At 63.4% G+C, this 26,656-nt stretch carries 26 protein-coding genes; 10 read left to right on the top strand and 16 right to left on the bottom strand.

Annotated elements, in window-relative coordinates:
- Positions 1 to 186: 186 nt before the first annotated feature.
- Complete coding sequence (locus ACIQLI_RS15410; RefSeq protein ID WP_400390036.1) at positions 187 to 786, bottom strand: TetR/AcrR family transcriptional regulator; 600 nt, start codon at positions 784 to 786, stop codon at positions 187 to 189.
- A gap of 146 nt (positions 787 to 932) precedes the next feature.
- On the bottom strand, positions 933 to 1,430 hold the full coding sequence (locus tag ACIQLI_RS15405) for a hypothetical protein (protein WP_400390081.1): 498 nt from the start codon (positions 1,428 to 1,430) through the stop codon (positions 933 to 935).
- Between ACIQLI_RS15405 and ACIQLI_RS15400 the strand changes: the two genes are divergently transcribed.
- The 4 genes from ACIQLI_RS15400 to ACIQLI_RS15385 are packed head-to-tail and all read left to right on the top strand — an operon-like array spanning position 1,361 to position 4,986.
- A complete protein-coding gene (locus ACIQLI_RS15400) occupies positions 1,361 to 2,434 on the top strand; it encodes an APC family permease (RefSeq protein WP_400390034.1) in 1,074 nt (357 codons plus the stop codon). The two genes, ACIQLI_RS15405 and ACIQLI_RS15400, sit on opposite strands and share 70 nt — an antisense overlap.
- Before the next feature lie 31 nt (positions 2,435 to 2,465).
- Positions 2,466 to 3,269: a MoaF C-terminal domain-containing protein gene (locus ACIQLI_RS15395; RefSeq protein ID WP_400390032.1), complete on the top strand. Its 804-nt coding sequence runs from the start codon at positions 2,466 to 2,468 to the stop codon at positions 3,267 to 3,269.
- A 41-nt stretch (positions 3,270 to 3,310) separates the two neighbouring features.
- On the top strand, positions 3,311 to 3,643 hold the full coding sequence (locus ACIQLI_RS15390) for a cupin domain-containing protein (RefSeq protein WP_400390030.1): 333 nt from the start codon (positions 3,311 to 3,313) through the stop codon (positions 3,641 to 3,643).
- Positions 3,644 to 3,654: 11 nt separating this feature from the next.
- Positions 3,655 to 4,986, top strand: a complete 1,332-nt coding sequence (locus ACIQLI_RS15385) for a flavin monoamine oxidase family protein (protein ID WP_400390028.1) — start codon at positions 3,655 to 3,657, stop codon at positions 4,984 to 4,986.
- A gap of 74 nt (positions 4,987 to 5,060) precedes the next feature.
- Here the strand turns inward: ACIQLI_RS15385 and panD are convergent, their stop codons facing one another.
- The 5 genes from panD to ACIQLI_RS15360 all read right to left on the bottom strand — a co-directional run bounded on the left by panD (position 5,061) and on the right by ACIQLI_RS15360 (position 10,809).
- Positions 5,061 to 5,492: an aspartate 1-decarboxylase gene (panD, locus tag ACIQLI_RS15380; RefSeq protein ID WP_400390027.1), complete on the bottom strand. Its 432-nt coding sequence runs from the start codon at positions 5,490 to 5,492 to the stop codon at positions 5,061 to 5,063.
- Between the two features lie 157 nt (positions 5,493 to 5,649).
- Positions 5,650 to 7,158, bottom strand: coding sequence for a rhamnulokinase family protein (locus tag ACIQLI_RS15375; protein ID WP_400390025.1), 1,509 nt, complete (start codon positions 7,156 to 7,158; stop codon positions 5,650 to 5,652).
- A gap of 8 nt (positions 7,159 to 7,166) precedes the next feature.
- Positions 7,167 to 9,209: a bifunctional aldolase/short-chain dehydrogenase gene (locus ACIQLI_RS15370; RefSeq protein ID WP_400390079.1), complete on the bottom strand. Its 2,043-nt coding sequence runs from the start codon at positions 9,207 to 9,209 to the stop codon at positions 7,167 to 7,169.
- 8 nt (positions 9,210 to 9,217) lie between these two features.
- Positions 9,218 to 10,384: an L-rhamnose isomerase gene (rhaI, locus tag ACIQLI_RS15365; protein ID WP_400390023.1), complete on the bottom strand. Its 1,167-nt coding sequence runs from the start codon at positions 10,382 to 10,384 to the stop codon at positions 9,218 to 9,220.
- On the bottom strand, positions 10,381 to 10,809 hold the full coding sequence (locus ACIQLI_RS15360; RefSeq protein WP_400390021.1) for an L-rhamnose mutarotase: 429 nt from the start codon (positions 10,807 to 10,809) through the stop codon (positions 10,381 to 10,383). Before ACIQLI_RS15360 ends, rhaI begins: the two co-directional genes overlap by 4 nt.
- A 126-nt stretch (positions 10,810 to 10,935) precedes the next feature.
- On the opposite strand from ACIQLI_RS15360, the gene ACIQLI_RS15355 reads away from it, so the two are divergent.
- Entirely contained in the window at positions 10,936 to 11,952 is a 1,017-nt protein-coding gene (locus tag ACIQLI_RS15355) for a LacI family DNA-binding transcriptional regulator (RefSeq protein WP_400390019.1), read from the top strand.
- Between the two features lie 60 nt (positions 11,953 to 12,012).
- On the opposite strand, the gene ACIQLI_RS15350 is transcribed toward ACIQLI_RS15355, so the two are convergent.
- From ACIQLI_RS15350 to xylA, 7 genes are all read right to left on the bottom strand, one after another.
- On the bottom strand, positions 12,013 to 12,909 hold the full coding sequence (locus ACIQLI_RS15350) for an aldose 1-epimerase family protein (protein WP_400390018.1): 897 nt from the start codon (positions 12,907 to 12,909) through the stop codon (positions 12,013 to 12,015).
- Positions 12,906 to 14,435: an L-arabinose isomerase gene (gene araA, locus ACIQLI_RS15345; RefSeq protein WP_400390016.1), complete on the bottom strand. Its 1,530-nt coding sequence runs from the start codon at positions 14,433 to 14,435 to the stop codon at positions 12,906 to 12,908. The genes ACIQLI_RS15350 and araA overlap by 4 nt, the downstream gene beginning before the upstream one ends.
- A 55-nt stretch (positions 14,436 to 14,490) precedes the next feature.
- Positions 14,491 to 15,198, bottom strand: a complete 708-nt coding sequence (locus ACIQLI_RS15340) for an L-ribulose-5-phosphate 4-epimerase (RefSeq protein ID WP_400390014.1) — start codon at positions 15,196 to 15,198, stop codon at positions 14,491 to 14,493.
- Positions 15,195 to 16,946, bottom strand: coding sequence for a ribulokinase (gene araB, locus ACIQLI_RS15335; RefSeq protein WP_354227352.1), 1,752 nt, complete (start codon positions 16,944 to 16,946; stop codon positions 15,195 to 15,197). Before araB ends, ACIQLI_RS15340 begins: the two co-directional genes overlap by 4 nt.
- A 208-nt stretch (positions 16,947 to 17,154) precedes the next feature.
- Positions 17,155 to 18,138: a LacI family DNA-binding transcriptional regulator gene (locus tag ACIQLI_RS15330; protein WP_400390077.1), complete on the bottom strand. Its 984-nt coding sequence runs from the start codon at positions 18,136 to 18,138 to the stop codon at positions 17,155 to 17,157.
- A gap of 69 nt (positions 18,139 to 18,207) precedes the next feature.
- Positions 18,208 to 19,638, bottom strand: coding sequence for a xylulokinase (xylB, locus tag ACIQLI_RS15325; protein ID WP_400390012.1), 1,431 nt, complete (start codon positions 19,636 to 19,638; stop codon positions 18,208 to 18,210).
- Between the two features lie 85 nt (positions 19,639 to 19,723).
- Positions 19,724 to 20,911, bottom strand: a complete 1,188-nt coding sequence (gene xylA / locus ACIQLI_RS15320; protein ID WP_089596447.1) for a xylose isomerase — start codon at positions 20,909 to 20,911, stop codon at positions 19,724 to 19,726.
- Positions 20,912 to 20,992: 81 nt separating this feature from the next.
- On the opposite strand from xylA, the gene ACIQLI_RS15315 reads away from it, so the two are divergent.
- Positions 20,993 to 22,258, top strand: a complete 1,266-nt coding sequence (locus ACIQLI_RS15315; RefSeq protein WP_400390075.1) for an ROK family protein — start codon at positions 20,993 to 20,995, stop codon at positions 22,256 to 22,258.
- Between the two features lie 21 nt (positions 22,259 to 22,279).
- Here the strand turns inward: ACIQLI_RS15315 and ACIQLI_RS15310 are convergent, their stop codons facing one another.
- The gene (locus tag ACIQLI_RS15310) at positions 22,280 to 23,050 is read right to left on the bottom strand and encodes a TetR/AcrR family transcriptional regulator (protein WP_400390010.1); all 771 of its coding nucleotides are present in this window, start codon (positions 23,048 to 23,050) and stop codon (positions 22,280 to 22,282) included.
- A 101-nt stretch (positions 23,051 to 23,151) separates the two neighbouring features.
- Between ACIQLI_RS15310 and ACIQLI_RS15305 the strand changes: the two genes are divergently transcribed.
- From ACIQLI_RS15305 to ACIQLI_RS15290, 4 genes are all read left to right on the top strand, one after another.
- Entirely contained in the window at positions 23,152 to 24,111 is a 960-nt protein-coding gene (locus ACIQLI_RS15305; RefSeq protein WP_400390008.1) for an ATP-binding cassette domain-containing protein, read from the top strand.
- On the top strand, positions 24,111 to 24,872 hold the full coding sequence (locus tag ACIQLI_RS15300; RefSeq protein ID WP_400390006.1) for an ABC transporter permease: 762 nt from the start codon (positions 24,111 to 24,113) through the stop codon (positions 24,870 to 24,872). The genes ACIQLI_RS15305 and ACIQLI_RS15300 overlap by 1 nt, the downstream gene beginning before the upstream one ends.
- A gap of 91 nt (positions 24,873 to 24,963) precedes the next feature.
- Positions 24,964 to 26,040 carry a YihY/virulence factor BrkB family protein gene (locus tag ACIQLI_RS15295; protein ID WP_354227363.1) on the top strand — a complete coding sequence of 359 codons (1,077 nt, stop codon included), beginning with the start codon at positions 24,964 to 24,966 and terminating at the stop codon, positions 26,038 to 26,040.
- Positions 26,041 to 26,049: 9 nt separating this feature from the next.
- Complete coding sequence (locus tag ACIQLI_RS15290) at positions 26,050 to 26,268, top strand: hypothetical protein (protein ID WP_354227366.1); 219 nt, start codon at positions 26,050 to 26,052, stop codon at positions 26,266 to 26,268.
- 19 nt (positions 26,269 to 26,287) lie between these two features.
- Here the strand turns inward: ACIQLI_RS15290 and ACIQLI_RS15285 are convergent, their stop codons facing one another.
- Positions 26,288 to 26,461: a hypothetical protein gene (locus tag ACIQLI_RS15285; RefSeq protein ID WP_400390003.1), complete on the bottom strand. Its 174-nt coding sequence runs from the start codon at positions 26,459 to 26,461 to the stop codon at positions 26,288 to 26,290.
- Positions 26,462 to 26,656: the final 195 nt, after the last annotated feature.

Here is a 26,656-nt window from a genome sequence, read left to right as displayed (position 1 = left end):
CTGTTGGGTCACGATCACCAGCCTAGCCACAAACAGTATGTGAGTAAGCGTTTTCTCGCGAGAGTTCCGTCATGCGGACGGAGGAGTTTTTGTGCAGCTACTGACCTTATAGGGCCGTCTTAGCGGCATTAACTGTACAAAAACGCGCTCGACGTCGGCGCCGGTGGTGAGTGCCGGCGTCGGGCCTTATTTCGTGGCTGGCTTTTGCGTCGTTCCGTTCGCCGCCTCCAGCGCGGTTATCAGTCGCCCTACCTGAACGACGGCGGACCTGATCCGGGCGGGGTCGCTGATAGTGAGGAATTGAAGCATGAGGCCGTCGAGGGCGGCGAAGATGGCAAGCGAGGCTTCGTTGCGTGTGTCCACTCCGCGGCGGTTTAGTGCCTCCTCCACTGTGCTGACGTAGTTCGTGTAAAGGCGTTCAACCATCGCGCGGATCTGCGGGTTGCGCCTGGATTCGAGGATCATTTCGAACTGAAACAGCTGGAGTTCCGGTTCGGCGGAAACGGTGGCGATGAGAGTATCGGCGAAGTTCCCGTCGAAGTCCGCGATCCCGGACAGTCCGGTTTCTTCAATGGACCGCTGGACGGACCATTCCATGGTGGCGGCCAAAAGACCTTCCATGGAACCGAAGTGATGCGTGACCAGTGCGTGATTGACTCCGGCGCGGGCGGCGACTGATCTGTAGGTCGCCCCACGCAGTCCCTTCTCTGCTACGACATCCAGCACGGCGGCCAGAAGGGCATCCCGACCGTCTCCGTAGGGCAACTTGCGTGCTTCCTGGCTCATACAGCGAGTTTAGCGGCGTTGAAATCCCGGGCCGGAACCCATTGACACTCCAAACTATACAAACGTATAGTTTGGAGTGTGGCCCGCATCACCCGCCACCAAGAGCAGCTTCAGTCCAGCCCCGTGTCCCGCGGCCGCAGGGCTCCCTATCCTCCGCAGTGGCGATGGCGCCAGTGCATTCCGGAAAGAACAGCCTCATGAACGAATTCAGTCAAACCTCGGCCCCAGCCGGTCCCCAAGATGCCGGTTCCCCGGCGGGTACCGTGCGGCTCAGGGCGAACAAGCTTGGCGTCGTTGCCATAGCCTTCTTCGCTATTGCTGCCGCCGCCCCTATGGCCGCCGTTGTTGGAGCCAGTCCCGTCATCTTCTCCGCGAGCGGGCCCGGCACCCCGGTGATCTATGTCATCGCGGCCTTGCTGGTAGCCCTGTTTTCGGTGGGATACCTCAGGATGAGCCAACACATCACCAACGCAGGCGGGTTTGTTGCGTACATAGCCAGAGGCTTGGGCAACAAGTGGGCCACGGGAGGCGCCGGAATAGCCATCCTGACCTATCTCAGCCTCCAAATAGGCCTGTGGTCCCAGTTTGGTGTCTTCGCCCAGCATCTCGTGGAGAGTCTTACGGGCATCGGGTTGCCGGTCCATTTTTGGATCGTCGCAGTGCTGGCGCTGACCACGTTCCTGACCATGAAGGGCGTGGACGCCAGCTTGAAAGTGTTGGGAGTGCTCATTCTCGGCGAAACGCTGGTGGTTGCAGCACTGGTTGTCTCCCTCATCGTCCAGAAGGGGCTGGGATCTTCACGTTCGCAGGGTTCACGGGTGAGAACATTCTTGGGCCTGGCCTGGGAATCTCGTTGTTGTTCGCCTTTGCCTGCTTCACCAGCTTCGAAGCCACTGTTGTCTTCGCGGAAGAAGCCAGGAATCCACGGCGCACCATCCCACGAGCCGCCTACTTGGTCATCGCTTTCATCGGCCTCTTCTACATGGTGTCCACATGGGCCATCAGCGGCGCTGTGGGGATCGATGGGATTCAGGCCGTGGCCACGGAGAATCCCTCAGGGATGATCTTCGAGCTTGCCGAAGCCAGCGCAGGAGCCTGGTTGAGCGTCGCCATGCAGGTTTTGGTGGTCACGAGTTTCATCGCGATGCTCCTGGGCCTGTCCAACATGTTTTCCCGGTACCTGTTCGCTTTGGGACGGGCCGGCGCGCTCCCAGCCAAGTTGTCATCCGTGTCCGCCACGGGAGCGCCGTCGTTTGCAGGACTGGTCAATTCGCTGGTGGTCCTGGCCATCATCAGTGCCTTTCTCATGGCCGGTGCTGACCCGATCGCTACGGTCTTTGCCTGGTTCGTGGCGTTGGGAACGGCAGGCTTCATTTCCATCCTGCTGCTGACGTCCGCCGCAATCCTGGTGTACTTCGCCCGATCCGGAATGAAGGACAACCCCTGGGTCACGGTTATTGCTCCGGCACTTTCCTTCCTGGCATTCGCCGTGGTGGGCTACCTGACCTTGGACAACTACGACGTCCTGCTCGGAGGCGCAGGAGGGGTGGCCCGCTGGCTCCTCCTCGGCATCCCGCTGATCTTTGTGGCCGGCCTGATGCGAGGAGCGCACAAGCCCGCCATCAACTACGCCGCCGAAATCGTCTGAATCCGAACTCCCTCAACAAAAGGACCAACTCATGACCTCCACTGAACTCCAGGACTACGTTCCCGAGGAAGAATGGCCGCCGGTCTCCACCATGCTGGACGGCTTCGGGGAACAGACCCTCCCCGCGTCTCCTGCGCTTGCCGCCACAACTCTTTTCCTTCAGGCGGCTGATGGCACCCCTATCGAGTACAACTTCCTCACCTCGTCAACGCTGACGTGGAACGAGGGCACTGCCAGCGGGACCGCTGCCTACAAAGCGATTGAGGCCCGCCCCGGAATCTTCATCATTGATTTCGTCCGTGGACACGACGGCGGCAAAGTCGCCGACGCCGAAAACGTCACCATCATCTTCGACCAAGCCACAGGTGCCGTCACTACTGCTGTCTCCCGGTTTGTAGCCTCGGACGGCAAGGTCCGGGGAACTACAGACTTCACGCATGCGAACGCCAACGGCCAGCCGACGGTTCACCAACGGTCCTCGGACCTCGTGGGCAAGCGCATCTTCTACCGCTACAGCGACGTGGAATCCTACGAGCACATCTACTTGAATCAAGGGACCTTCACGTGGCACTGCGTCCGGGGAGGGGAAGCAGGGCTCGCCGATACCGACCGTTGCATGACCTGGGCCGTCGCGGAGGACATGTACATCTTCTTTTGGACCGAGCAGGTGATGACCGTAGAAGCAGTGCTCCTGATCGACCTGCGCGAGCAGCGCTCCATCGGGCGGATGTTCGGCTGGGACAATCCCGCAGCGGAACCGGTCACCTTGCCGTTCAACTCCAGGCTCAGCATCCTGAACACCACCAGCTACCCACAAGACACCCACAAGCACTGAGGTACGCCTCCGCGAATCCACCACCATAGAGGAGCTACACCATGTCCCAGGTCTTTCATGCCCACCTTGACCATGCAGCGTTTGAACCCTTTGCCCTGGGCACGGTCCAATGGCTTCGACGCCCCGGTGACAACGGAAACGAGGTGTTGAGTGGGGGCATCTGGAAAGTCACACCGGAAGAAGCGCCGGAACCGTTCGACCTGCCGATTGACCAGGACGAAACCATTTACATCGTTTCCGGCCACCTCCGCATCGAGGTCAAGGGCGGCGAAACCCTTGAGTTGAAAGAAGGCTCCATGGCTTCCCTGTCCAAGGGGGCAATGACCCGCTGGAGTGTCCTGGAGCCGACCGTCGAATTCTTCGTTTACAGCTGAGGAACGGGCAAGTGGAAACTTCCGACGTCATCGTTATCGGGGCAGGTTTCGCCGGTCTCACAGCAGCAAGGGAACTGTCCCGCAGCGGCCACTCCACCATGCTGCTGGAGGCGAAGGACCGGATCGCCGGACGAACCCATCTGGCAGAACGCCTTGGCCGGAACCTGGAACTCGGCGGCACCTGGGTGCACTGGACCCAGCCGTACGTCTGGGCGGAAATGGGGCGCTACGGGATCAAAGCCCTACCCGGACCGGAGTTCACCAAGGCTCTCTGGGCCGTGGATGGACAGCGGCATGAAGGCACTCCTGAGAGCTTGATGGAACTGCTGGATGGGCCCAACCGCCTGCTGCTGGCTGACTCAAGGCGCTACTTCCCGATGCCGTGGTCACCCTTGGATAACCCCGACGTGGCGGACATCGACGGGCTCACGCTTTCGGAAGCCATCGAACGCCTGGAGCTTCCCGATGATCAGCGCCGGCTCCTGAGATCCTTCTGGACGCTGAACTTCAACGGCCGGCTGGATCAAGCGGCCTACACCCAGGCGCTGCGTTGGTGCGCGGTGGCCAGTGGTGACTGGCAGCTGATGTTCGAGGCGTGCGCGAGCTTCAAGATCGACGGCGGGACCCACCGGCTGGCCGAGGCGATCCTTGCGGACTCAACGGCAGAGCTGCGGCTGAACCAGAGGGTCTCGTCCATCGACCAGGATGATCAACAGGTCCTTGTGACCACTGAAGCGGGCAAGCAATACGCGGCCCGCCAGCTCATCCTCGCGCTGCCGCTCAGCGTGCTCAATGACATCGACATTCAGCCAGCGCTGTCGCCCGGAAAGAAGGAAGCGGCGGCAAGGGGGCAGGTAGGCCGCGGCGCGAAATTGTGGGTCAAGGTGGAAGGCCGGCAGGAAAGGTTCGTCGCGTTTGGGCCCGAGTCAGCAGCACTCAACTTCGTCCAAGCCGAGTACATCGATCATGACACCACCACCCTGGTCTGCTTCGGCCCGGACGCCGGGGCCGTGGATGTCCAGGACGTCGCCGGGGCACAGCGGCACCTGGACGCACTAGTCCCGGGGCTGACAGTACTCGATGTTGCCGGACACGACTGGGTTGCCGATGAGCATGCACGGTCCACCTGGCCCATGCATTACACCGGCTACCTCACCCGGTACCTGGCGGAACTCCAGAGGTCGGAGGGAAGAATCCGCCTCGCGGGATCCGACTTCGCCAACGGCTGGGGAGGGTTCATCGACGGTGCCCTCGAGAGCGGCCTCGACGCCGCCCGGCACGCAGCATCCGCACTGGGCAATGGTGCAACGTCACCCCTCCAGGCTCCTGCTGCCGTTGGCTAAGCAGCTCAAACGCGCTCGACGTCGGCACTCACCTGAGTGCCGACGTCGAGCGTTTTGGGATACTGGCCGGAGACCTAGCTGAGGTGCGCCGCGTTGCTCAGGGCGTGCGGCGGGCGCATGAGCCCGGGGGTGTGGCCCTCTGCGGGGTCGTTGCCGAGCTGCAGGATCGTGTTGTCCTTGCCCACGTGGACTACCCGGGGCTCGTAGGCCCTGGCTTCCTCCGTGGTCATTTCCGCGTAGGTGATGAGGATGACGGTGTCGCCAACGTGGACCATGTGTGCCGCAGCACCGTTGATGCCGATGACGCCGGAACCGCGCTCGCCGGCGATGGTGTACGTTTCCAGCCGGGCGCCGTTGGTGACGTCAACAATGGAGACGAGTTCACCGGGGAGGATGTCGGCCGCGTCCAGGAGGTCCAGGTCGACAGTGACCGAACCGACGTAGTGGAGATCGGCGTGGGTCACCGTTGCGCGGTGGATCTTGGACTTGAACATTGTGCGGATCATAATGCGATCAGTTTAGCGCGGGACCCTCATCCGGCGCTGTGACGTACCAGACTCGGAGGCCTGCGGAACTTGTGGCTTCCTGACCCTGTTTGACGGAATGATGGCTGCAAAACAACCGGTGCAGGTTGTTTCGCGGCCACCCTCGCATCAAAGCGGGTCAGGACGAGACGCCACTGACAACGCGTGCACCGCTAAACTCGTAGCGTTCCAAGCTGGTGCCCACCGCGACCAGTCCACGCAGCTCGGCCAGCCCACCGGCCACCACCCCTGCTGCGCGGGCCTGGACCAGGACATTGCCCTGCGCCGTTCCCTCAACGGGCCCCGCGATCACGGGCTTGCCGGTGGCGTCAGCCGTGAGCTGGCACAGGAGCCGGTTCTGCGAACCGCCGCCCACAATATGCACCACGCTGGTGCTGCGGCCGGTGAGCCGTTCGGCATCAGCCAGGGTCCGGGCGTACCCGGCCGCGAGGCTGTCCATGATGCAACGCACGACGGCGGCAGGCCGGTCCGGGAGTACGGCACCGGTGTTGCGCACAGCCGCGCGGATACGGTCCGGCATGTTGTCCGGTGCAGTGAAAGCGGGATCGTCCGCGTTGATTTGCGGACCTCCGGCAGGAAGTGCTGCCGCCGAGTCCAGCAGCGCCGGGAGTGCCTGGGTGTAGCCTTCCGCAGCCCACGCCCGTTGGCATTCGCTGAGGAGCCACAGGCCACCCACGTTGCGGAGGTAACGGATGGTGCCATCAACGCCGCGTTCGTTGGTGAAGTTGGCCTTGCGACTCGCTTCCGTGAGGACGGGCCGGTCCAGCTCCACACCCACCAAGGACCAGGTTCCGGAGGAGATGTATGCGAAGTCTTCAAGCCCAGCGGGGACAGCTGCCACTGCAGACGCCGTGTCATGCGACCCCACGGCAACCACTGTGGTGTCGGCGGACAAACCCGTTTGTTCCAGGACCGAGGGCAGCAGTGTGCCCACGGTTTCGCCGGGCTGGATAAGCGGCGGGAAGATGTCCCGGGGCAGCCCGAGTGCGTCCATGAATTCCGTGGCCCACTCACCGGCGACAGCGTCAAACAAACCCGTAGTGGACGCGTTGGTGGCTTCAGTCCGCCGCTCGCCCGTCAGCAGGAAAGCGATAAGGTCCGGGATCAGGAGGGCTTGCACCCCGTCTAGCTTGGGTTCCGCTGCGAGTTGATACAGGGTGTTGAACTGCAAGTACTGCAGACCTGTGACGGCGTACAGCTTCTCCGGGGAAATGAGCGCATGGACCCGTTGCACGGTGGCCCGGCTGCGCTCGTCCCGGTAGCTGAACGGCACCGAGGTGAGGTCGCCGGCGTCGTTCACCAAGCCATAGTCCACCGCCCACGTGTCGATGCCGATGCTCACGATGCGCTCGCCGTTCCCACGCGCCACCGCAGCGGCAGCCGCCAGTCCCTTGAGTACCTCCGCGAACAGGGCGTCGAAGTCCCAGCGGAGGCCGCCGTCGAGCTCCACAACCCCGTTGGGGAAGCGGTGAATCGTCTCGAGCGACACCCCGGACGCCGCCGAGACGCGGCCCAACATGACTCGGCCGGAGGATGCGCCGATGTCGATGGCGGCAAAGACTGTGTTCTGAGCGGACACCGCCCCGGCGTGTGCCGGGGCGGTGCTCGCGGTGGTTCCGTTGTTCACTGTCAGTCCTAGCGGAGGAATGCTGCCGCGACGCCGGCGTCCACGGGGATATGGAGGCCGGTGGTGTGCGACAGTTCGTTGCTGGTGAGCACGGACGCGGCGTTGGCCACGTGTTCCGGGAGGACCTCGCGCTTGAGGAGCGTCCGCTGGGCGTAGTACTTGCCCAGTTCCTGCTCATCCACGCCGTACACGGCTGCACGCTTGGCGCCCCAGCCGCCGGCGAAGATGCCGGAGCCGCGGACCACGCCGTCGGGGTTGATGCCGTTGACGCGGACGCCGTATTCGCCCAGTTCAGCGGCGAGGAGGCGGACCTGGTGGGCTTGGTCCGCTTTGGTGGCGGAGTACGCGATGTTGTTAGGGCCCGCGAAGACTGAGTTCTTGGAGGAGATGTAGATGATGTCTCCGCCAAGGCCCTGATCGATCATGACTTTGGCGGCGGCCTTGGAGACCAGGAATGAGCCCTTGGCCATGACGTTGTGCTGCAGGTCCCAGTCCTTTTCTGTGGTTTCCAGCAGCGGCTTGGAGATGGACAGGCCGGCGTTGTTGACCACCAGGTCCAGGCCGCCGAATGCGAGTACGGCTTCGGCGATGGCGGCGGCGATCTGGGCTTCGTCGGTGACGTCGGCCTGGACGCCGATGGCGACGTCGGATCCGCCCAGTTCTTCGGCAACCTTTTGCGCGTTCTCAAGGTTCAGGTCGGCAATGACCACGCACGCGCCGTCGGACGCCAAGCGGGTGGCGATCGCCTTGCCAATGCCCGACGCCGCACCGGTCACCAGTGCGATGCGGGTGGCGTGCGACTTGGGTTTGGGCAGGCGGGCGAGCTTGGCTTCTTCCAGCGCCCAGTACTCGATGCGGAACTTCTCGGATTCCTCGATGGGGGCGTAGGTGGAGATGGCCTCGGCGCCGCGCATCACGTTAATGGCGTTGAGGTAGAACTCGCCGGCCACGCGGGCGGTCTGCTTGTCCTTGCCGAAGGAGAACATGCCTACGCCGGGAACCAGCACGATCGCCGGATCCGCTCCGCGCAGTGCCGGGCTATCGGCGTCAGCGTGGCGGTCGTAGTACGCCTGGTAATCCTCCCGGTACGCAACGTGAAGTTCCTTCAGCCGGGTGACCGCTTGTTCCAGCGGGGCATCAGCCGGGAGGTCCAAGACCAGCGGCTTGACCTTGGTGCGCAGGAAGTGGTCCGGGCAGGAGGTCCCCAGGGCGCCGAGGCGCGGGTGCTCTTCCGAGGCAAGGAATTCCAGGACGACGGCGTCATCACTGAAGTGCCCCAGCTGCGGTTTGTCGGTGGAGGCCAGGCCGCGGATCACGGGAGCGAGAGCGGCTGCTTTCGCTTTTCGCTCAGCTTCGGGGAGGGCGCCGTAGCCGGGGAGCGCGGCGCCGAAGGGCTCGGACTTGCCGTTGTTCTTGATGTAGTTCTCGGCCTGGTCAATGATCCAGAGCGAGTTGGCCTCGGCCTCTTCACTGGTAGCACCCCAAGCGGTGATGCCGTGGCCGCCCAGGATGGTGCCGATGGCCTGCGGGTTGGCTTCCTTGATGGCAGCGATGTCCAGGCCCAGCTGGAAACCGGGGCGACGCCACGGAACCCAGACAACCTTGCTGCCGAACACCTTGGAGGTCAGCGCTTCGCCGTCAACGGCGGTGGCGATGGCGATGCCGGAATCCGGGTGCAGGTGGTCAACGTGAGCTGCATCAACGAGGCCATGCATGGCGGTATCGATTGACGGCGCAGCGCCGCCCTTGCCGTGCAGGCAGTAATCGAACGCGGCCACCATTTCGTCTTCACGCTCGACGCCGGGGTAAACATCCTTGAGTGCCTGCAGCCGGTCCAGCCGGAGTACGGCAAGGTTCCCAGCCTTCAGGGTGCCGAGGTCGCCACCGGAACCCTTCACCCAGAGGAGCTCAATGTCCTGGCCCGTCACAGGGTCCTTCTCGGTGCCCTTGGCGGAGGTGTTGCCGCCGGCGAAGTTGGTGTTCCGCTTGTCCGCGCCGAGGCGGTTGGAACGGGAGATCAGTTCTTCAACAGTTGTGTTGGTCTCTTGCATGGTCATGCTTATGCGCCCCATCCGGCTTGCTGGCCGCCTGCGCGGTCCTCGTTGATCTTCTTCTGGTAACCGCTGGCCTTGTAGGCGGCCATTGGATCGGCGGGCAGGCCGCGGGATTCACGCCACTCGGCCAGGACCGGGCGGACATCGGTGTAGAAGGCATCGTTGAAGATGCCGTTGGCGGCCAGGACATCGCCGGCACGCTGGGCTTCGGAGAGCGCCGCGGTGTCAATGAGCAGGGCGCGGGCGGTCATTTCCTGGACGTTGAGGACCGAGCGGATCTGGCCCGGGATCTTCTCTTCCAGGTTGTGGCACTGGTCCAGCATCAGGGCGACGCCGGAATCCTTGCCGAAACCGCCCCCGCGGATGACTTCGTGCATGATGCGGAACAGCTGGAAAGGATCAGCGGCGCCAACAATCAGGTCATCATCGGCGTAGAAGCGGGAGTTGAAGTCGAACGAGCCGAGCTTGCCCAGGCGCAGGAGCTGCATGACGATGAACTCGATGTTGGTGCCCGGGGCGTGGTGGCCGGTGTCCAGGCAGACGAACGCTTTCTCGCCCAGGGCGAGGGTCTGGGCGTAGGAGGTACCCCAGTCCGGAACATCGGTGTGGTAGAAAGCGGGCTCGAAGAACTTGTACTCCAGAACCAGGCGCTGCTCGTCACCCAGGGCGGCGTATATTTCCTGCAGGGACTCGGCGAGGCGGTCCTGGCGGCCGCGGATATCGTCCTGGCCCGGGTAGTTGGTGCCATCGGCAAGCCAGATCTTCAGATCCTTGGAACCGGTGGCGTGCATGATCTCTATGCACTCCAGGTGGTGGTCGATGGCACGGCGGCGTACAGCCTCGTTGGACGAGGTGAGGGAGCCGAACTTGTACTCGTCATCCTGGAAAGTGTTGGAGTTGATGGTGCCCAGCCCCACCCCAAGCCCTGCGGCGTACTCGCGCAGCGCTGCGTAGTCATCAACCTTGTCCCACGGAATGTGCAGTGCCACGGTGGGTGCCAGCCCGGTGAGCTCGTGGACCTTGGCGGCGTCGGCGATCTTTTCCTGGACGGTGCGCGGAGTACCCGGGGTGCCGAAGACCTTGAACCGGGTCCCGGAATTTCCGTAGGCCCAGGACGGCACTTCAATGGCCAGTTCTCCCAGACGGCCCAGGGCCGATTCTGTGGTGTTCATGCTTGTTCCTTTTGGTATTCGTGGGCGGCTGAGTCTGTATTAATGTGTGCGCCGGTGACTGCGTCCGTGACGGCATATGGCTCCTTGACGGAGTCGGCGGCGGCGAGTTGGTCTTCAAGGTTGAAGACTTCTTCAACGATCTCGAAGCCTTGGTCCGGTGGAAGGTCGCTGTTCGCAAAGAGGGTGGCCATTTCGGCTTGCCAGCGCCCGTTGACCGCTGTCACGGCCATGCGGGCCTGGGCGGCTTTGTAGTCTTCGCACTCCAGGTAGCCGATCAACTGGCCGTCCGGTGCGAGGAACAACGAGTAGTTGTTCCAGCCTGCTTTTTTCAGCGCGGACAGCATCTCCGGCCACACGGCGGCGTGGCGTTGCTTGTACTCGGCCATCAGTTCCGGGTGGACTGAGGAGCGGAAACAAACCCTCATGTGCGGTTCTCCAGGGTCACTCGTCTTTGAATCGTTTCATTTGTTACGATTCAAATTACCCTCGGAAACGGGAGGGTGTCAAGGCGTTTCCAGCACATTGACGTCAGCCAACGGAGATCGGAAAGCATGTCCCAGACAGCCAGCATCAAAGACGTTGCAACCCACGCCCGGGTAGCAGTGGGAACTGTTTCCAATGTGCTCAACTATCCCGATCGTGTGTCGCAACGAACCAAGGAACGCGTCCTCAAGTCCATCGCGGAACTGGGTTTTGTGCGCAATGACGCTGCCCGCCAGCTCCGCGCCGGGCAGAGCAGGACCATCGGCCTGATTGTGCTGGACGTCGGCAACCCCTTCTTCTCCTCGGTGGCCCGTGCCGCGGAGGACGCTGCCACCGCCCTCGGAAGCGTGGTCCTGGTGGGCGACAGCGGGCAGGACTCCTCCCGGGAAGCGCACTACATGGATCTTTTCCAGGAGCAACGCGTCCAGGGGCTTCTCATCTCTCCCGTGGGTGACGTGGGGGAGCGTATCGATACCCTGCGCGAACGGGGCGTCCCTACTGTTCTGGTGGATGAACTTGCAGACACCGATCGCTGCAGCTCAGTCTCCGTGGATGACCAGGAAGGCGGGTATCTGGCCGCCAAGCACCTGCTGGACCTGGGCCGCCGTCGTCTGGCTTTTGTTGGTACGCCTTCAATCCGCCAGGTGGCCAGCCGACTCAAGGGCGCGCAGCGAGCCGTGGCCGAGGTGTCAGGGGCCAGCGTTGAAGTCCTCGACTCCGCAGGGCAGACCGTTCTTGCCGGCCGACAGGTGGGTAACAGCCTGGTGGAACGCGCCCCCGAACGTCGGCCTGAGGCAGTCTTCTGCTCCAACGACCTCCTGGCACTCGGCGTCATGCAGTCCCTGACCATGCTCCGGACGGTGAAGATTCCGGAAGACATCGCGCTCATTGGTTACGACGACATCGACTTCGCCATCTCCGCAGTGGTGCCGCTGTCTTCCATCCGGCAGCCCACCGAAGCGCTGGGTAGGACGGCGATCGAATTGCTCGCCGAGGAACAGGACAACGGTGGGACCAAGCACCGGGCCGTGGTGTTTACCCCCGAGCTGGTGGTCCGCCAAAGCACTGCGGGCGCACCCAACTGAGTAACAGTTAAGGGCGCTTTGAGCGCTCAAAACGGCGTCATCTGCGACTCAGTTGGGCAACTATAGGGCGTAGATGCTCCAGGACGCCTTGTGGGACGCGCCAGGTTCCAGTCGGATCAGGTCCGTGCCGCTGTTGAAGGCATCCGGAGGACAGGTCATGGGTTCCACGGCAAGGCCGATCCGGCCCGGGATCGGTTCCGGCTTGTCAGCGGTGTGGATCTGCAGCCACGGGCAGCTTTCGTCCCACGACATTCCGACGCCGGTGCCCGCCGGGTCCCGCACGGAAAGCCGCGCCAGCCCGCCGTCGAACGTTATTCCGGTGAAGGCGTGGTCGATCTCGGTGCTGCCGATGGGGCGTGGCGAACGGAAGTCGAAAGCGTGGCCCTCCACTCCCATCACCCCAACGGGCAAGAGGCGATCCGGCGTGACTTCCAGGAAAGAGTCGGCGGCAAACTCGAGAACCCACTCATCCAGCACTGAAGAACCGGCTACCAGGTAGGGGTGCGGGCACACGCCGTAGGGAGCGGCGACGCCGGCAGCGTTGCGGGCCGTGACGGACGTGTGAAGCCCCGCCTCGTCCAGGGCGAACCGTGACTCCAGCTCCAGGACGAAGGGGTAGCCCGCCGTCGGACCCACCGTGCACGTCAGGGTGAGTGACCCGGCGTCGGACTCCTTCAACGTCCAATCGAGCGGGAAGGCGAGGCCGTGCAGCGCCGTTTCCCGCTCTGGTTCGTTGATCGGCAGCTGGTGCTTGTTGCCATCGAAAACGTACGCGCCGTCTGCAATCCTGTTGGGCCACGGTGCGGCGATGACGCCGCGGTAGTCCGGGATGGGACCACCCTTCGGAAACGGGACGATCAGGTCCCGGCCCTCGAACTGGAGGACACGAAGGGCAGCCGCGCGGGCGGTCACAACAGCCGTGTAGCCGCCCGCGTCCAGCGTGAATTCAGCGCTCACAGGCCACCGGCCAGCTTGTAGTACGCGGCGTTCCAGTTGAGTTCCTTCTTGAACTGTTTGATGGTGGTGCCTTCGTCGATGGTGAGGAGTTCGGTCTTGGCGATTTCGGCGAAGTCCTCGAACACTTCAAGGCCCACCTGCGTGGACAATACCGTGTGGTGCGCGGCGCCGGCGGTGAGCCACGCGGCCGCTGAGGTGGCGAAGTTGGGCTTCGGCTCCCAAAGAGCGCGGGCCACCGGAAGGTTGGGCAGCGGCTGGTCAAGGTCGACGACGTCCACCACGTTCGCCACCAGACGGAACCGATCGCGCATATCCGACAGGGCGACGACGATGCCGGGGCCGGCATCGGTATCGAACACCATGCGGACGGGATCTTCCTTGCCGCCGATGCCCAGCGGGTGGATCTCTACGCGCGGCTTTGTGGCGGTCAGCGACGGGCAGACCTCCAGCATGTGGGCGCCGAGGATCTTCTCGCTCCCCGGTTCCAGGTGGTACGTGTAGTCCTCCATGAGCGACGCGCCACCGGGCAGGTCCCCGCCCATCACCTTGGCGGCGCGGACCAGAATGGCGGTCTTCCAGTCGCCCTCGGCGCCGAAGCCGTAACCGTCGGCCATCAGGCGTTGCACGGCCATGCCCGGAAGTTGCCGCAAGGCGCCCAAATCCTCGAAAGACGTGGTGAACGCCGCAGAACCGTTGGTTTCCAGGAAGCTGCGGAGTCCCAGTTCAATTTTGGCGCTGTACCGCAGCGATTCGTGGCGGGCGCCGTCGGCCTTCAGCTCGTCAGCCACCTCGTAAAGGCGCTCATACTCGGCAACCAAGGCGTCGACGTCGGACTCTGCGGCCGTGTGGACAGCCTCGGCGAGCTCGTTGACGGACCAGGTGTTCACCGAGACGCCGAAGCGAAGCTCGGCTTCGGTCTTGTCGCCTTCGGTGACGGCGACGTTGCGCATGTTGTCGCCGAAACGGGTCAGCTTCAGGGTTCGGACGGCGGCCCAGCCAGCCGACGCGCGCTGCCACGCACCAACCTGGCGGGCAACCTCAGGATTGGAAACATGTCCGACGACGGTCTTCCGCGGCACACCGAGGCGCGACTGGATGTATCCGAACTCCCGGTCGCCGTGGGCTGCCTGGTTGAGGTTCATGAAGTCGAAATCGATGTCAGCCCACGGCAGGTCCCTGTTGGCCTGTGTGTGCAGGTGCAGCAACGGCTTGCGCAGTGCGTCCAGGCCCTGGATCCACATCTTGGCCGGGCTGAACGTGTGCATCCAGGCGGTCACGCCGATCACTGAGTCGTCCGAATTGGCTTCCAGTGCGGTGCGGCGGATGGCATCGGAATCGGTGAGGACCGGCTTCCAGACGAGCTTGACCGGGACATCGCTGCTGGCGTTGAGGGCGTTGGCAATCTCCTGCGACTGCGCGGCCACCTGCTTGAGGACATCCTCGCCGTAAAGGTGCTGGCTGCCGGTGAGGAACCAGACCTCGTACTGACCCAGGGAAGTGTTGTTGGCGGATGGGTTGTTGGGCATTTTTGTGGCTCCTGGGTGTTCTTGGGGTTTTCGAGCTGGCTTCTGGCTGACCGCGTTAGCGGCCGTAAACGTTTTGGTATCGGTCGTAGAGGGACTCGATCTTTGCCTGGTCGATGGGCAGGGGCTCACCAAGTTGGCGGGAGATGTGGACCGTCCGGGCCACTTCCTCACACATCACCGCTGCCTTGACGGCATCGCGGGCTGACTTGCCGATGGTGAAAGGCCCATGGTTCTGCATCAGGACCGCGGGGGAGTTGGAGTTCTTGAGGGTCTCCACGATGCCTTGGCCGATCGAGTCGTCACCGATCAGCGCAAAGGGTCCAATGGGGATGGGGCCGCCGAACTCGTCGCCCATCATGGTCAGCACGCAGGGGATTTCCTCGCCGCGCGCAGCCCAGGCCGTGGCATAGGTGGAGTGCGTATGGACCACGCCGCCTACCTCGGGCATGTGCCGGTAGACGTAGGCGTGGGCAGCGGTATCCGATGACGGGGAGAGGTCCGGGTTGCCCCAGTCCACCGTGCCGGCGCTTCCGGTGTTCATTCCCCGCACAGGTGTGCCATAAAGATCAGTGACCACCATGAGCTCCGGCGTGAGGTCATCGTAGGAAACGCCCGAAGGCTTGATGACCATGAGGTCGTGCCCGGGGATGCGGCCGGAGACGTTGCCCGCGGTCCACACCACCAGTTGGTAGCGGGTCAGCTCGGCGTGCAGTTCGCAGACTTCCTTGCGGATCCTTGCGATGGACTCCAGGAGGGCGCTCATGCGGAGGCTCCTTCAAGGGTGGTGGACTGGGTGGCCGGGCCCTGGTGTGCCGCGCCTTGTTGCCCCGAACCTTGGATCGCGGCGCGTTGGATGGCTTTGAGGCGGTGCATGACGTTGTTGGTGCCGCGACCGAAGTAGTCGTGCAGGGCCTTGTATTCCTGGAAGAGGACCTCGTAGGCGGCCACGTTTTCGGGGATGGGGGTGTAGACCGCGCCGGGAGCTGCTGCCATGGATGCGGCAGCTTCGCGGATGTCCTTGTACTTTCCGGCTGCGACGGCAGCGTGGATCGCCGAGCCCAGCGCAGGACCCTGCTCGGAACCGATGGTGGAGAGCTGCAGGCCAGTGATGTCGGCGTAGACCTGCATCAGGAATTTGTTCTTCAGGAGCCCCCCGGCCACGATGAATTCCTTGACCGGAACACCCGAATCGCGGAACGCGTCCACAATAGTGCGCGTGCCGAAGGCTGTGGCTTCGAGCAACGCCCGGTAGGTGTCTTCGGGTTTGGTGGCCAGAGTCTGGCCCACCACCACGCCGGAGAGTTCGTGGTCCACCAGCACTGAGCGGTTGCCCGAATGCCAGTCCAGCGCGATCAGGCCGTGCTCGCCGATTGCCTGCTTCTCCGCGAGTCCGGTCAGGTATTCGTGGATACCCAGGCCTTTGTCCGCGGCGGCTTGGTGGTACTCCGGCGGGACGCCGTTCTTGGTGAACCAACCGAAAATGTCGCCAACTCCGGACTGGCCTGCTTCGTAACCCCAGAGGCCGTCCACGATGCCGCCATCAACGACTCCGCACATGCCGGGGACTTCGCGCAGGACGTCGCCGTTCATGACGTGGCACGTGGAGGTGCCCATGATGGCTACGAGCTGTCCGGGTTCCACGGCGTTCGCGGCTGGTGCGCTGACGTGGGCATCAACATTTCCCACGGCCACCGCGATTCCTGCAGGGAGCCCGGTCCAGGCCGCGGCTTCGTCGGTGAGGTAACCGGCAGCGTCGCCCAAGCGACCGATGGTGTGTTCCAGCTTTTCCGACACGAAACCCTTGAAGTCAGGGTTCAACGCTGCAAGGAAATCCTCGGACGGGTACTGTCCATCCTGGTAAATGCCTTTGTAGCCGGCGGTGCACGCATTGCGGACGTAACTGCCGCAGAGCTGCCAAACGATCCAGTCGGCTGCCTCAACCCAGTGATCCATGGCGCCGTAGACTTCCGGATCTTCCTCAAGAAGTTGAAGTCCCTTGGCGAACTCCCATTCCGAGGAAATCAGGCCGCCGTAGCGGGGAAGCCAGGACTCGCCCTGTTCTTCAGCAAGCTTGTTGATGCGGTCGGCCTGCGGCTGCGCAGCGTGGTGACGCCACAGCTTCACGAAAGCGTGCGGCCGGTCCGCGAAGTGTGCCAGTTCGTTCAGCGGCGTGCCGTCTGCCGTCGTCGGGACCATGGTGCAGGCGGTGAAGTCGGTGGCGATGCCCACCACATGGGCCGGGTTGATTCCGGCGTCGGCGACGGCGGCCGGGACAGCATTGCGCAGGACGTCGCGGTAATCATTGGGGACCTGGAGGGCCCAGTCAGCCGGCAGGCGCTGCCCGGAACCGGGGAGCTTTTCCGACACGACGGCGTGCGGATACTCGAACACGCCGCTGCCAAGTTCTGCCCCGTCCGATACGCGGACGACGACGGCGCGCCCGGACAAAGTGCCATAGTCCACGCCGATGACGAACTGCTCGTCCAGCGGGAGGAATTCAGAGGTATTCATGGGGTCTCCATCCGGCTGGCCAAGGCCTCATTGCCGGGGGTCGGGGTGGAAAAGTGAAGAAGGTCTGATGTAATTGTTAGCGCTCACAACTTTGATGTCAAGAGCGGGCCGCGTGGAACGGGTACTTATGACGGGATCAGCCTCTGCCGCACCCAAGTAGGTCGCAATAGATGCCGTTTTGAGCACTCATAACGGCATCTGCTGCTACTCAGATGGGTGCGGGGGCCGTGGTGGCGCGGATGACCAGGCGCGGCGTGACGGTGGCTGCCTCGCGGGTTGTGCCGCCGTCCAGACGGTCCAGCAGCAGGCGGATGCAGCGCTGGCCGAGCTCTTCGAAGTCCTGCGCCACGGTTGTCAGCGGGGGGATGAAGTAGGCGGATTCAGGTTGGTCATCGAAGCCCACAACGCTGATGTCGCCGGGAACCTGCACGCCGGTCTCGTTGAACGCACGCAGCACACCGAGTGCCATCTGGTCATTGGCCACGAACAGGGCAGTGACCGAACGGTCGGCAGCGATCTTCAGGCCTGCGCGGTAGCCGCACTCTGCACTCCAGTCGCCCTCGATCAAGGTTGCCGGTTCCAGGCCGGCCTCCACCAGGGCCTCCTGCCACCCGTCAATGCGGGCAGCGGCGTCAATCCAGTCGGCAGGTCCGGACAGGTGGCCTATCCGCTGATGTCCAAGGCTCAGGAGGTGCTCGACGGCGAGCTTGGCACCTTGGCGCTGGTCTACTGTGGCCCCCGTGAGGTGCTCATCGCCGATGGAGCCAACAGCAACCAAAGGCACCTGGGCGGTGATGTCTTTGAGAACGTCAAAGGTCCCCGGGTGCGGAACTGTGACTACTATGCCGTCGACGCCTTGATCCATGAAGTGTGCCATGGCGTCCTTGATGGTCTCCGGAGTGACTTCCCGCAAGCCCGCGACACTGACGAAATAGCCGGCATCCCGTGCCGCCTGCTGGACGCCGAGGAGCGTGTGGGACGGACCATATTGGGCCATCTCGCTGCCAAGGACCCCAATGGTTTGGGAGCGGCGGGTCACCAGGCTGCGTGCCGCCGTGTTCCGCCGGTATCCCAGTTCCGTAATGGCCTCTTCAACACGCTCGCGGGTCTTGGCACTCACGTTGGGGTGGTTGTTCAGCACCCGGGAAACGGTCTGGTGGGAAACCCCCGCCACGCGGGCAACGTCCTCCATCACAGGCGGCCGGGCTGGTGCAGATTGATCTGAGCTCACCCTGTCACGATAGAGCACCGACAGCCACGATCAGCTCATGGCAACCGTGGCAGCATATTGGCGGTACCTCGTCAGGAAGGGGGCAGCCCCATCGCTTTCCCGGGGTTTCACGTTCACGCCATCCAGCGGCCACTGAGGCAACTGGCCCGTGAGGACGCCTGCCGCTTGGCGGGCAGCGCCGTCGGCAACATACTCGCCGGGGCGGGGTACGAATACCGGCAGCCCAAAGGCCGAAGCAGCCACTTGCTGGATGGCCTCCGACTGCGCACCTCCACCCACCAAAATGATGCGCTGCGCGGAGACGCCCTGTGCCTGCAGCGCCGCCAACCCGTCCGCCAGTGAACACAGCACACCCTCCACTGCGGCCCGGGCCAGATTGGCTGGCGTGTAGTTGGAGACCGTGATGCCGTGCAGTGAGCCCGTGGCATCAGGCAGGTTGGGTGTCCGTTCGCCCTCGAAGTACGGCACCAGAGTCAGCCCATCAGCACCCTCTGGAGCGGAAAGCGCCAGGACGCCCAGTTCCTCTAAACCCACGCCGAGCAATGCGGCCGTGGCATCAAAGACTCTTGTCGCGTTGAGCGTGCAGGCAAGAGGAAGGAAGTTACCCGTGGCATCGGCGAAGCCGGCAACCAGTCCGCTGACATCCTGCGCCGGAATGTCCGACACCGCGAATACGGTCCCGGACGTTCCAATGGAAATGACAACGTCCCCGACGGCGGCGCTGACGCCCAGGCCTGCTGCGGCGTTGTCACCTGCTCCGGGTCCGATCAAAGCGCCACCAGGCGTCTTGCCCGCAGCTTCCAGGGGCCCAACCACGACGGGCAGGATGGGAACATGGCCGAGCGTGCTTTCGAGCACCTCCGGAAGATACTCGCCGTTGCTGGCCGAGAAGTAGCCCGTACCTGAAGCGTCAGACCTGTCGGTGCGCAGGAGTTCCAGCGATGCGGGTCCGTCTCCGGGGCCGTGGCCGGCCAGCCGCCAGGACAGCCAATCGTGCGGCAGGCACACCGCGGCAGTGCGCCGGGCATTCTCTGGTTCGTTCCGGGCCAGCCAGCGTAGCTTGGTGGCGGTCAACGAGGCCACAGGTACGGTTCCGGTGCTGGCCGCCCAGCTCGCGGCACCGGCAGCAGCGTCGCCACTGCCGGCTTCAAGGATCAGCTCTTCGGCGTCGGGCGCGGACCGGGTGTCGTTCCACAGGAGGGCTGGACGTATGACGTTCCCGGATTCATCGAGGCACACCATTCCATGCTGCTGGCCGCCAATGGACACGGCGTCGACGTCGTCCAGGCCGCCCGCCTCCCTGATGGCTTCCTGGAGGGCTGTCCACCAATGATCAGGATGGACTTCCGTGCCCTCCGGATGCGGTGCCCGGCCTTGGCGCACCAAAGTGCCGGTGGCAGAGTCCCGGATCACCACTTTGCACGACTGGGTGGAGCTGTCGATCCCGGCTACGAGAGGCATGCGTTTGTTCCTTTGGCGAACCGTCGCCGGGCCCCAAACCAATGCTTGGCGGCCCGGCGACGGGGCTGTGGCGGGTGGGTGTGATCTAGCGGGCGCCGAGCAAATGCTCGATGGCCAGCTGGTTGAGGCGGACGAAGGCGAACGAGCGCTCGGCGGCCTGATCGGCGTCGAACGTTTCGAAAGCGCTGGCGTCAGCCAACAGGTCAGCGGTGGTTTCTCCGGCGTTCAAGGTGGGCTGGCCCAACTCGAAGACGCCCGAGGTGGCGAGGGCCTCCTGGACGGCGGGATCCGCGCGGAAAGCAAGAGCGCGTTCCTTCAGCAGGAGGTACATGGACATGTTGGACTTGGCTGATTCCCACACGCCGTCGTAGCCGTCAGTGCGGGAAGGCTTGTAGTCGAAGTGGCGGGGGCCGTCGTACGTGGGGCCGCCGTTGGGGAAGCCGTTCTCCAGCAGGTCCACCGTGAAGAAGGCGCTGGTGAGGTCGCCGTGGCCGAAGACCAGGTCTTGGTCGTACTTGATGCCGCGCTGGCCGTTCAAGTCGATGTGGAAGAGCTTGCCGGCCCACAGGGCCTGGGCGATGCCATGGGTGAAGTTCAACCCGGCCATCTGCTCGTGGCCCGTCTCCGGGTTGAGGCCCACAATGTCGCCGTGCTCCAGCTGGGCAATGAATGCCAGGCCGTGTCCAACGGTGGGGAGGAAGATGTCGCCGCGGGGTTCGTTCGGTTTCGGTTCCAGTGCGATCCGGAGGTCGTAGCCCTTTTCCTTGATGTAGCCGGCCGCGGTGTCCACGCCTTCCTTCATGCGGTCCAGCGCTGCGGACAGGTCCTTGGAGCCGTCATATTCGCTGCCTTCGCGGCCGCCCCACATCACGAACGTTTCGGCGCCGAGCTCGGCCGCGAGGTCGATGTTGCGCAGGATCTTGCTCAGGGCGAAGCGGCGGATCGAACGATCGTTGGACGTGAAGCCGCCGTCCTTGAAGACGGGGTGGCTGAACAGGTTGGTGGTGACCATCGGCGTCTTCAGGCCGGTCTCAGCCAAAGCGGCCTTGAAGTTCTTGAGGATGAGGTCGCGCTCGGATGCAGTGGCATCAAAAGGAATCAGGTCATTGTCGTGGAACGTGATGCCATAAGCACCAAGCTCGCTGAGTTTGTGGACTGCTTCCACCGGGTCCAGGGCCGGACGCGTGGCAACACCGAAGGGATCGGCGCCGGTCCAACCGACAGTCCAGAGGCCAAAGGTGAAGCGGTCCTGCGGGGTGGGCTGCGGGGTCATTTTGCTCCTTTGCAAAGCACTGGGGGAGGAGGTGAAGAAAAGCACTCCAATTAGTTTTCAATCTGAACTATATGGGGGATGATGGATCATGGTCAATGGAAGCCAGCACAATTTTTCAAATCCGCAGGGAGTCCCACGCCAGTGAACGAGTCAGCAGCGCCCGGCCGGGTCGGCGATGTCCGCCGTCGAAATCTTTCGCTGGTCCTGGACTCCATTGCGCGGACCGGCGATGCGAAGCCCAGCCGCGCGCAGCTCGCGGCCGGCACGGGGTTGACCAAGGCAGCAGTTTCCAGCCTGGTAGCGGATCTGGTGGAATCGGGCCTCGTTTCTGAAGTGGGCCTTTACCGCGACGGCGAGCGGGGAAGGCCTGGCCAGGGGCTGGAACTCAGCTCACGCCGTGGCGTGGTGGGGATGGAAATCAACGTTGACTACCTGGCCGTGGGGCTGGTGGACCTGGGTGGCAATCTCCGCTTCCACTCCACGGTTGAGTCCCGGAACCGGGGGATGGCGCCCGGGGAAGTCATGGAACGCCTGCGGGGCCTGGTGTCCGAAGCAGTTGCCGCAGCGGCGGCCGAAAAGGTCGCCATCATGGGTGGCGGACTGGCCGTGCCGGGCCTGGTGGATGAGCAGCGGAACATCGTCCTTTCCGCCCCGAACCTGCACTGGGAGAATGAGCAACTGGACCCGGGCTCACTACTCGAGGGCGCCCCGCTTGGCGTCCGGCTGTCCAACGAGGCCAACAGTGCAGCTCTTGGCGAGCTTTGGTACGGCAACGGCCCTGCGGACTTTCTCTACGTCTCCGGTGAAGTGGGTGTTGGTGGCGGCGTCATCATCGGCTCGGACCTCTACCTGGGGCCCGGAGGATCAGCGGGCGAGTTGGGCCACATTGTGGTCCACCCGGAGGGGCCTGAGTGTTCCTGCGGCGGGGCGGGGTGCCTTGAAACCTTTGCCGGCCAGGAGGCCATCTTCGACGCCGCCAACATCCCCGAAGGCTCCCTGGGCGAACGCACGGAGCAGCTTCTGGCCGCTTTGGCCGCCCGGGATCCGCACGCGTTGAAGGCGGTTCACGACGCCGGGCGGTACTTGGGTGTCGCGCTCGCCTCCTCAGCCCGATTGATGGACATTGACGCCATAGTCCTCGGTGGACACTTTGCCTTGCTGGCGGAGTGGCTGAGGCCTGCGTTGCTGGCCAGTTTGGAACGCTACGCGCCGGGCCTCCTGGAACCGAAAAACCTGACTGTATCCGGACTTGAGCATTCCGGGACGCTCCTGGGCGCTGCGGGCCAAGTGATCAGGTCTGTCATTGAGTCGCCGTTCGAGTTCCTTTTGGCGGGCAAGCTCGCGTAGCCCACTCGGAGGAGGCGGGGCTTAGTCCTGCGGGTCGATGGACTCGCGGCGCACCATCAGAGCCTCCATGCCGTCCAAGTAGCGTTCCAACGCAAAGCTGAGCTCGTCCCCGGCGTCTTCCATGACGGCAAGCCCGGGATCGCTGAACAGGCCCAGCACTTCGCGATGTTTGACGGGATCGAGAAGTTTGAAGAGCAAGCCCACGTAGGACTCGAAGGCTGCGGGCGAATCATTGTCAGCCACGTCGAGTTCCATCCGGGTGCTGGAACGAACCAGATTGGCCAGCATCAGGGCGGAATTGAGCTTCTCCGATGCCGTCAATGGGGTGGGGGCGAGGGCTCGTAGAAGCTGTTCCAGCCAGAGAAGTTCGTGGGGTGAAGCCGGTGGGCCGGTGACCGGGTAGTCGAGGATCCACGGGTGTTTTCGGTAGCGCTGTTCAATGGCTTTGGCCCACCTGCGTGTGCCGGTCCGCCAGCCAGGCTCATCACTGACGGCGGCAGGGGATGCTGCAAAGTCCGGCTCACCAAATGCCGCATCCACCATGAGGACCAGAAGCTCTTCCTTGGAGCGCAGGTGGCGGTACAGGGACATTGACGTAAAGCCCAGGTCCTTGGCCACCCGCGCCATGGAAACGGCGGCCAGCCCCTCGGCGTCCGCGAGACGGATGGCGGCCTCCACAATCCGGGCGGGGCTTAGTTCCGCCTTGGCGCCCCGGGTGGAGGGCCGATCAAGACCCCAGGCAATCGCGATGCCAGGAGGCAATTCCATGGCGTCGGGCTTCTCGTGTGGCATGGCTTCCTTCCGTCACAGCCAGCCTAACTGTTTCGGGTATACACAGATGAACTGTTTATGCTATAAACAGTTTATGCCGTAAACACTGGAGGGGATGGAAGATGAGTACTGGGTTGGCGTTGGATGTATCAGATCTTCAAAAAAGCTACGGAGGGAAGGCTGCGCTGGACGGCGTCAGCTTCACGGTCCGTACAGGCACCGTTTTCGCCCTGCTTGGTCCCAACGGAGCGGGCAAATCTACGCTGGTGGCCATTCTCACGACGCTTCTGCACGCCGACGGCGGGACGGCCACCGTGGGAGGGTTCGACGTCGGACGCCAGGCCGCCGCGGTTCGGAACCTCCTCAGCGTCACCAGCCAGGCGTCGGCGGTGGATGAATTCCTCACCGGCAGGGAAAACCTGACCATGATCGGCCGATTGCATCTCCTGGGCGGTGCGAAGGCCGGCGGCAGGGCTGATGAGTTGCTGCGGGACTTTGATCTTCAAGAGGCAGCAGATCGCAAGGTTTCCACCTACTCCGGAGGCATGGTCCGGCGCTTGGATCTTGCCATGAGCCTGGTGCGGCGACCGGAAGTTCTCTTCCTGGACGAGCCCACCACGGGGTTGGATCCACGAAGCAGGCTGGCGGTGTGGAATGCCGTGCGGAGTTTATCGGAGCAAGGCGTCACCGTGTTCCTGACCACCCAGTATCTTGAAGAAGCTGATCAGTTGGCTGACTCCATCGCTGTCTTGAATGACGGGCGCATCATGGCACAGGGAACCGCCGAGGAGTTGAAGCGGTTGGTACCCGCCGGTCATGTGGAGTTCGGCTTCCAGGACCCGCAGGATTTCGGCAAGGCCGTGGCGCTGATCCGAGGCGAAAGTCCGGGTGCGGACGGGGCCCTGACCCAGAATGCCGAGCTCCTCACTGTCCGTATGGGAACCGCTGACAGTGCTGCTGCCATCACCTCGGTTGTTGCCGTCCTCGGTGCTGCGGGATGCACAGCCAGCAGCATTTCCATCATCAAACCCACGCTGGATGATGTCTTCCTGGCGTTGACGGCCGAGCAGGAGGCAAGGTGATGACTGCGGTATCCCTGTATGTCGCGAACACGCGAACCATGGTCGGGCGCGAACTCTTCCGCACCATAAGGACCGTGGATTCCATCGTGATCTCACTGATGGTGCCTGTGGGCATCCTGTTTGCCTTCGTCTGGGTGTTCGGCGGGGCCATTCAATCCGGCGGAGGCTACGTGAATTATGTGATGCCGGGGCTCCTGCTCATGTGCGCGGCCTTTGGGTCGTCGCAAACCGCCGTCAGCGTGGCCCAGGACATCAAGTCCGGCGTGGTGGACCGGTTCCGGACCATGCCTGTTGCGGGTTCCACCGTCTTGGCGGGCCATGTTGTGGCCAGTACGCTGCGGAATCTGGCTACGAGTGCGGTGTTGGTGGGCTGCGCCACTGTCCTGGGGTTTCGGCCGCAGGCAACTCCCGGCGGTGTGCTCGCGGCTGTTGCGCTGCTCCTGGCCTTCATCCTTGCTTTCACCTGGCTGTCCACCTTGGCGGGGCTGCTCCTTAGCCCCGAAGCCGCCAGCGGCCTCACAAGCATCACCATTTTCCTGCCCTATGTCAGCAGTGCTTTCGTGAGGCCGGAAACCATGCCGTCGTGGTTGCAGGGCTTCGCCGAGCACCAGCCGTTTACGCCGGTCACCGAGGCCCTGCGGGCTTTCCTGTTGGGCGGCGATGCCGGAGCCTCGGGGTGGCTCGCCGCGGCTTGGTGCCTCGGCCTTGGGCTGGCAGGCTGGGTGGGTGCCGCCATAATCTTCCAGGCCCGTAGGCGGTAATTCGGCGTGGGTTCTTCCGCATGATTCATCAGCATGCTTACTATTGATGGGTCAGTTGTTCGCGAAAACCAACCCCACGGACGAGTGCCCCATGACTACACAAGACTCACCTCACACCAGCACAGCCAAGGCGCAGACTGCTCCTTCCCCGGAAGACTCGCGCAAGCCGGACAGTCCCAACGATCTCGTCAAGCCCACGTGGATGTACATCGCCAAACGGACGCTGCGGGAATTCAGTAAGGACCAATGCCCCGACGCCGCTGCGGGCCTGACGTATTATGCAGTCCTCTCCTTGTTTCCAGCGCTCCTGGCGCTGGTTTCCTTGATCGGTATCTTCGGAGACGCCGGCAAGACCACCTCCTCATTGCTGGATATCGTCCAACAGTTCGCGCCGGGGCCCGGCGTTGACGCCATGCGCCAGCCGATCGAGGAACTGACGCAGTCCAACACAGCCGGGCTCGCGTTGGTTTTCGGTATTTTGGTGGCGCTCTGGTCCGCCTCGGGCTACGTCACCGCCTTCAGTCGAGCGATGAACCGGGTCTACGAAGTGGACGAGGGCCGCGGATTCATCAAGCTGCGGGGCACGATGCTCGCCGTCACCGTCGTCGCCGTCGTGGGCGCAGCGCTGGCCGCAGCCATGCTGGTTTTGAGCGGTCCCGTGGCTGAAGCCATTGGCGGTGCCATCGGATTGTCGGAGACCTTCCTGACCGTCTGGAACATTGCCAAGTGGCCGGTCCTCATACTGGTAGTCATCGTCATCATTGCGGTGCTGTACTACTTCACGCCCAATGTGAAGCAGCCCAAGTTCCGCTGGATGAGCATGGGCTCCCTGATCGCGTTGGTGATCTTCGCCCTCGCCTCGCTGGGCTTCGGCTTCTACGTTGCCAACTTCAGCAACTACAACAAGACCTACGGGGCCCTGGCAGGCGTGATCATCATGCTGCTGTGGCTCTGGATCCTGAACATGTCCTTGCTGTTCGGCGCAGAATTCGACGCCGAGATGGAACGCGGACGCCAGTTGCAGGGCGGTATTGAGGCCGAAGAAAGCATCCAACTGCCACCGCGCGATACCAAGAAGAGCGACAAGATGCAGGAAAAGGAAGACCAGGTCATCCGGGATGGCGAAGAAATCCGTGAAACCCACGGCGACGAACCGCAGAAGAAATAGGGCATTGGAGTGTCAACGGTGAATGCTGACGGCAGGAACAAGAAGCTCAAGGCCATCCGGCATGGGGACAGCGTCCGGATCAGCGGTGAGGTTTTCCGGGTAGGGTCCGTGCAACCCCTCGAAGGATCGCGGAACATCAGCCTTGAACTGCAAGGGCATGACGGCGGTTCCGTCACCTTCATCGGCCTGCCCGGGGCCAAAGTTCAGCTCGCTGCGCGGGCTTCCTGAACCGGCCTTCTGAAACGGGTCAGGCCTCGGCGGGAAAGCCCTGATCGGCGTCGTCCCACCAGCCTTCCCAGGCGCTGGAGGTCAGGCGCTCAGTGGCGAAGACAGGGGAGTGTTCGGGGCTGGAATCACCGGCGGGGCCGCTGTGGCTTCCGCTGGGATCGAGGAAAATGCCGAGGGTCTTCAAAAGCATCATGGTGGCGTCCTTTCAGTGGTTTCGTGGACGTCTTTGTCCAGGTAAAACCAGCGTAAGTGGCCATTGTTTCCTCCCATCGACGCAATGTTTCAGCTGTGTACCTTTTATCTCACCTGCGCAATCCACGACTCACGGCCGACACAAACAGGACACCAAAAAGCGGGCCCCTGCCGTGACCGTGGCAGGAACCCGCTG

The sequence above is a fragment of the Paenarthrobacter sp. NPDC091669 genome (assembly GCF_044756725.1).
GTDB lineage: Bacteria > Actinomycetota > Actinomycetes > Actinomycetales > Micrococcaceae > Arthrobacter > Arthrobacter bambusae_C.
Note: the sequence above shows the minus strand (reverse complement) of the source record. Positions and strands in the feature narration are given on the sequence as shown.

Excerpts from the sequence above, each read along its gene's own strand:
- ACIQLI_RS15405 (WP_400390081.1), bottom strand. The coding sequence starts at position 1,430 with ATGGACCGGCAACCCGATGCCCGTAAGACTCTCCACGAGATGCTGGGC.
- araB (WP_354227352.1), bottom strand. The coding sequence starts at position 16,946 with ATGAATACCTCTGAATTCCTCCCGCTGGACGAGCAGTTCGTCATCGGC.
- rhaI (WP_400390023.1), bottom strand. The coding sequence starts at position 10,384 with ATGAACACCACAGAATCGGCCCTGGGCCGTCTGGGAGAACTGGCCATT.
- ACIQLI_RS15315 (WP_400390075.1), top strand. The coding sequence starts at position 20,993 with ATGGATCATGGTCAATGGAAGCCAGCACAATTTTTCAAATCCGCAGGG.
- ACIQLI_RS15300 (WP_400390006.1), top strand. The coding sequence starts at position 24,111 with ATGACTGCGGTATCCCTGTATGTCGCGAACACGCGAACCATGGTCGGG.
- ACIQLI_RS15355 (WP_400390019.1), top strand. The coding sequence starts at position 10,936 with ATGTCCCAGACAGCCAGCATCAAAGACGTTGCAACCCACGCCCGGGTA.
- xylB (WP_400390012.1), bottom strand. The coding sequence starts at position 19,638 with ATGCCTCTCGTAGCCGGGATCGACAGCTCCACCCAGTCGTGCAAAGTG.
- ACIQLI_RS15295 (WP_354227363.1), top strand. The coding sequence starts at position 24,964 with ATGACTACACAAGACTCACCTCACACCAGCACAGCCAAGGCGCAGACT.
- ACIQLI_RS15370 (WP_400390079.1), bottom strand. The coding sequence starts at position 9,209 with ATGCAAGAGACCAACACAACTGTTGAAGAACTGATCTCCCGTTCCAAC.
- ACIQLI_RS15395 (WP_400390032.1), top strand. The coding sequence starts at position 2,466 with ATGACCTCCACTGAACTCCAGGACTACGTTCCCGAGGAAGAATGGCCG.
- ACIQLI_RS15310 (WP_400390010.1), bottom strand. The coding sequence starts at position 23,050 with ATGCCACACGAGAAGCCCGACGCCATGGAATTGCCTCCTGGCATCGCG.
- ACIQLI_RS15340 (WP_400390014.1), bottom strand. The coding sequence starts at position 15,198 with ATGAGCGCCCTCCTGGAGTCCATCGCAAGGATCCGCAAGGAAGTCTGC.
- xylA (WP_089596447.1), bottom strand. The coding sequence starts at position 20,911 with ATGACCCCGCAGCCCACCCCGCAGGACCGCTTCACCTTTGGCCTCTGG.
- ACIQLI_RS15285 (WP_400390003.1), bottom strand. The coding sequence starts at position 26,461 with ATGATGCTTTTGAAGACCCTCGGCATTTTCCTCGATCCCAGCGGAAGC.
- ACIQLI_RS15390 (WP_400390030.1), top strand. The coding sequence starts at position 3,311 with ATGTCCCAGGTCTTTCATGCCCACCTTGACCATGCAGCGTTTGAACCC.
- ACIQLI_RS15330 (WP_400390077.1), bottom strand. The coding sequence starts at position 18,138 with ATGGAGGACGTTGCCCGCGTGGCGGGGGTTTCCCACCAGACCGTTTCC.
- ACIQLI_RS15410 (WP_400390036.1), bottom strand. The coding sequence starts at position 786 with ATGAGCCAGGAAGCACGCAAGTTGCCCTACGGAGACGGTCGGGATGCC.
- ACIQLI_RS15360 (WP_400390021.1), bottom strand. The coding sequence starts at position 10,809 with ATGAGGGTTTGTTTCCGCTCCTCAGTCCACCCGGAACTGATGGCCGAG.
- araA (WP_400390016.1), bottom strand. The coding sequence starts at position 14,435 with ATGCCCAACAACCCATCCGCCAACAACACTTCCCTGGGTCAGTACGAG.
- ACIQLI_RS15305 (WP_400390008.1), top strand. The coding sequence starts at position 23,152 with ATGAGTACTGGGTTGGCGTTGGATGTATCAGATCTTCAAAAAAGCTAC.
- panD (WP_400390027.1), bottom strand. The coding sequence starts at position 5,492 with ATGATCCGCACAATGTTCAAGTCCAAGATCCACCGCGCAACGGTGACC.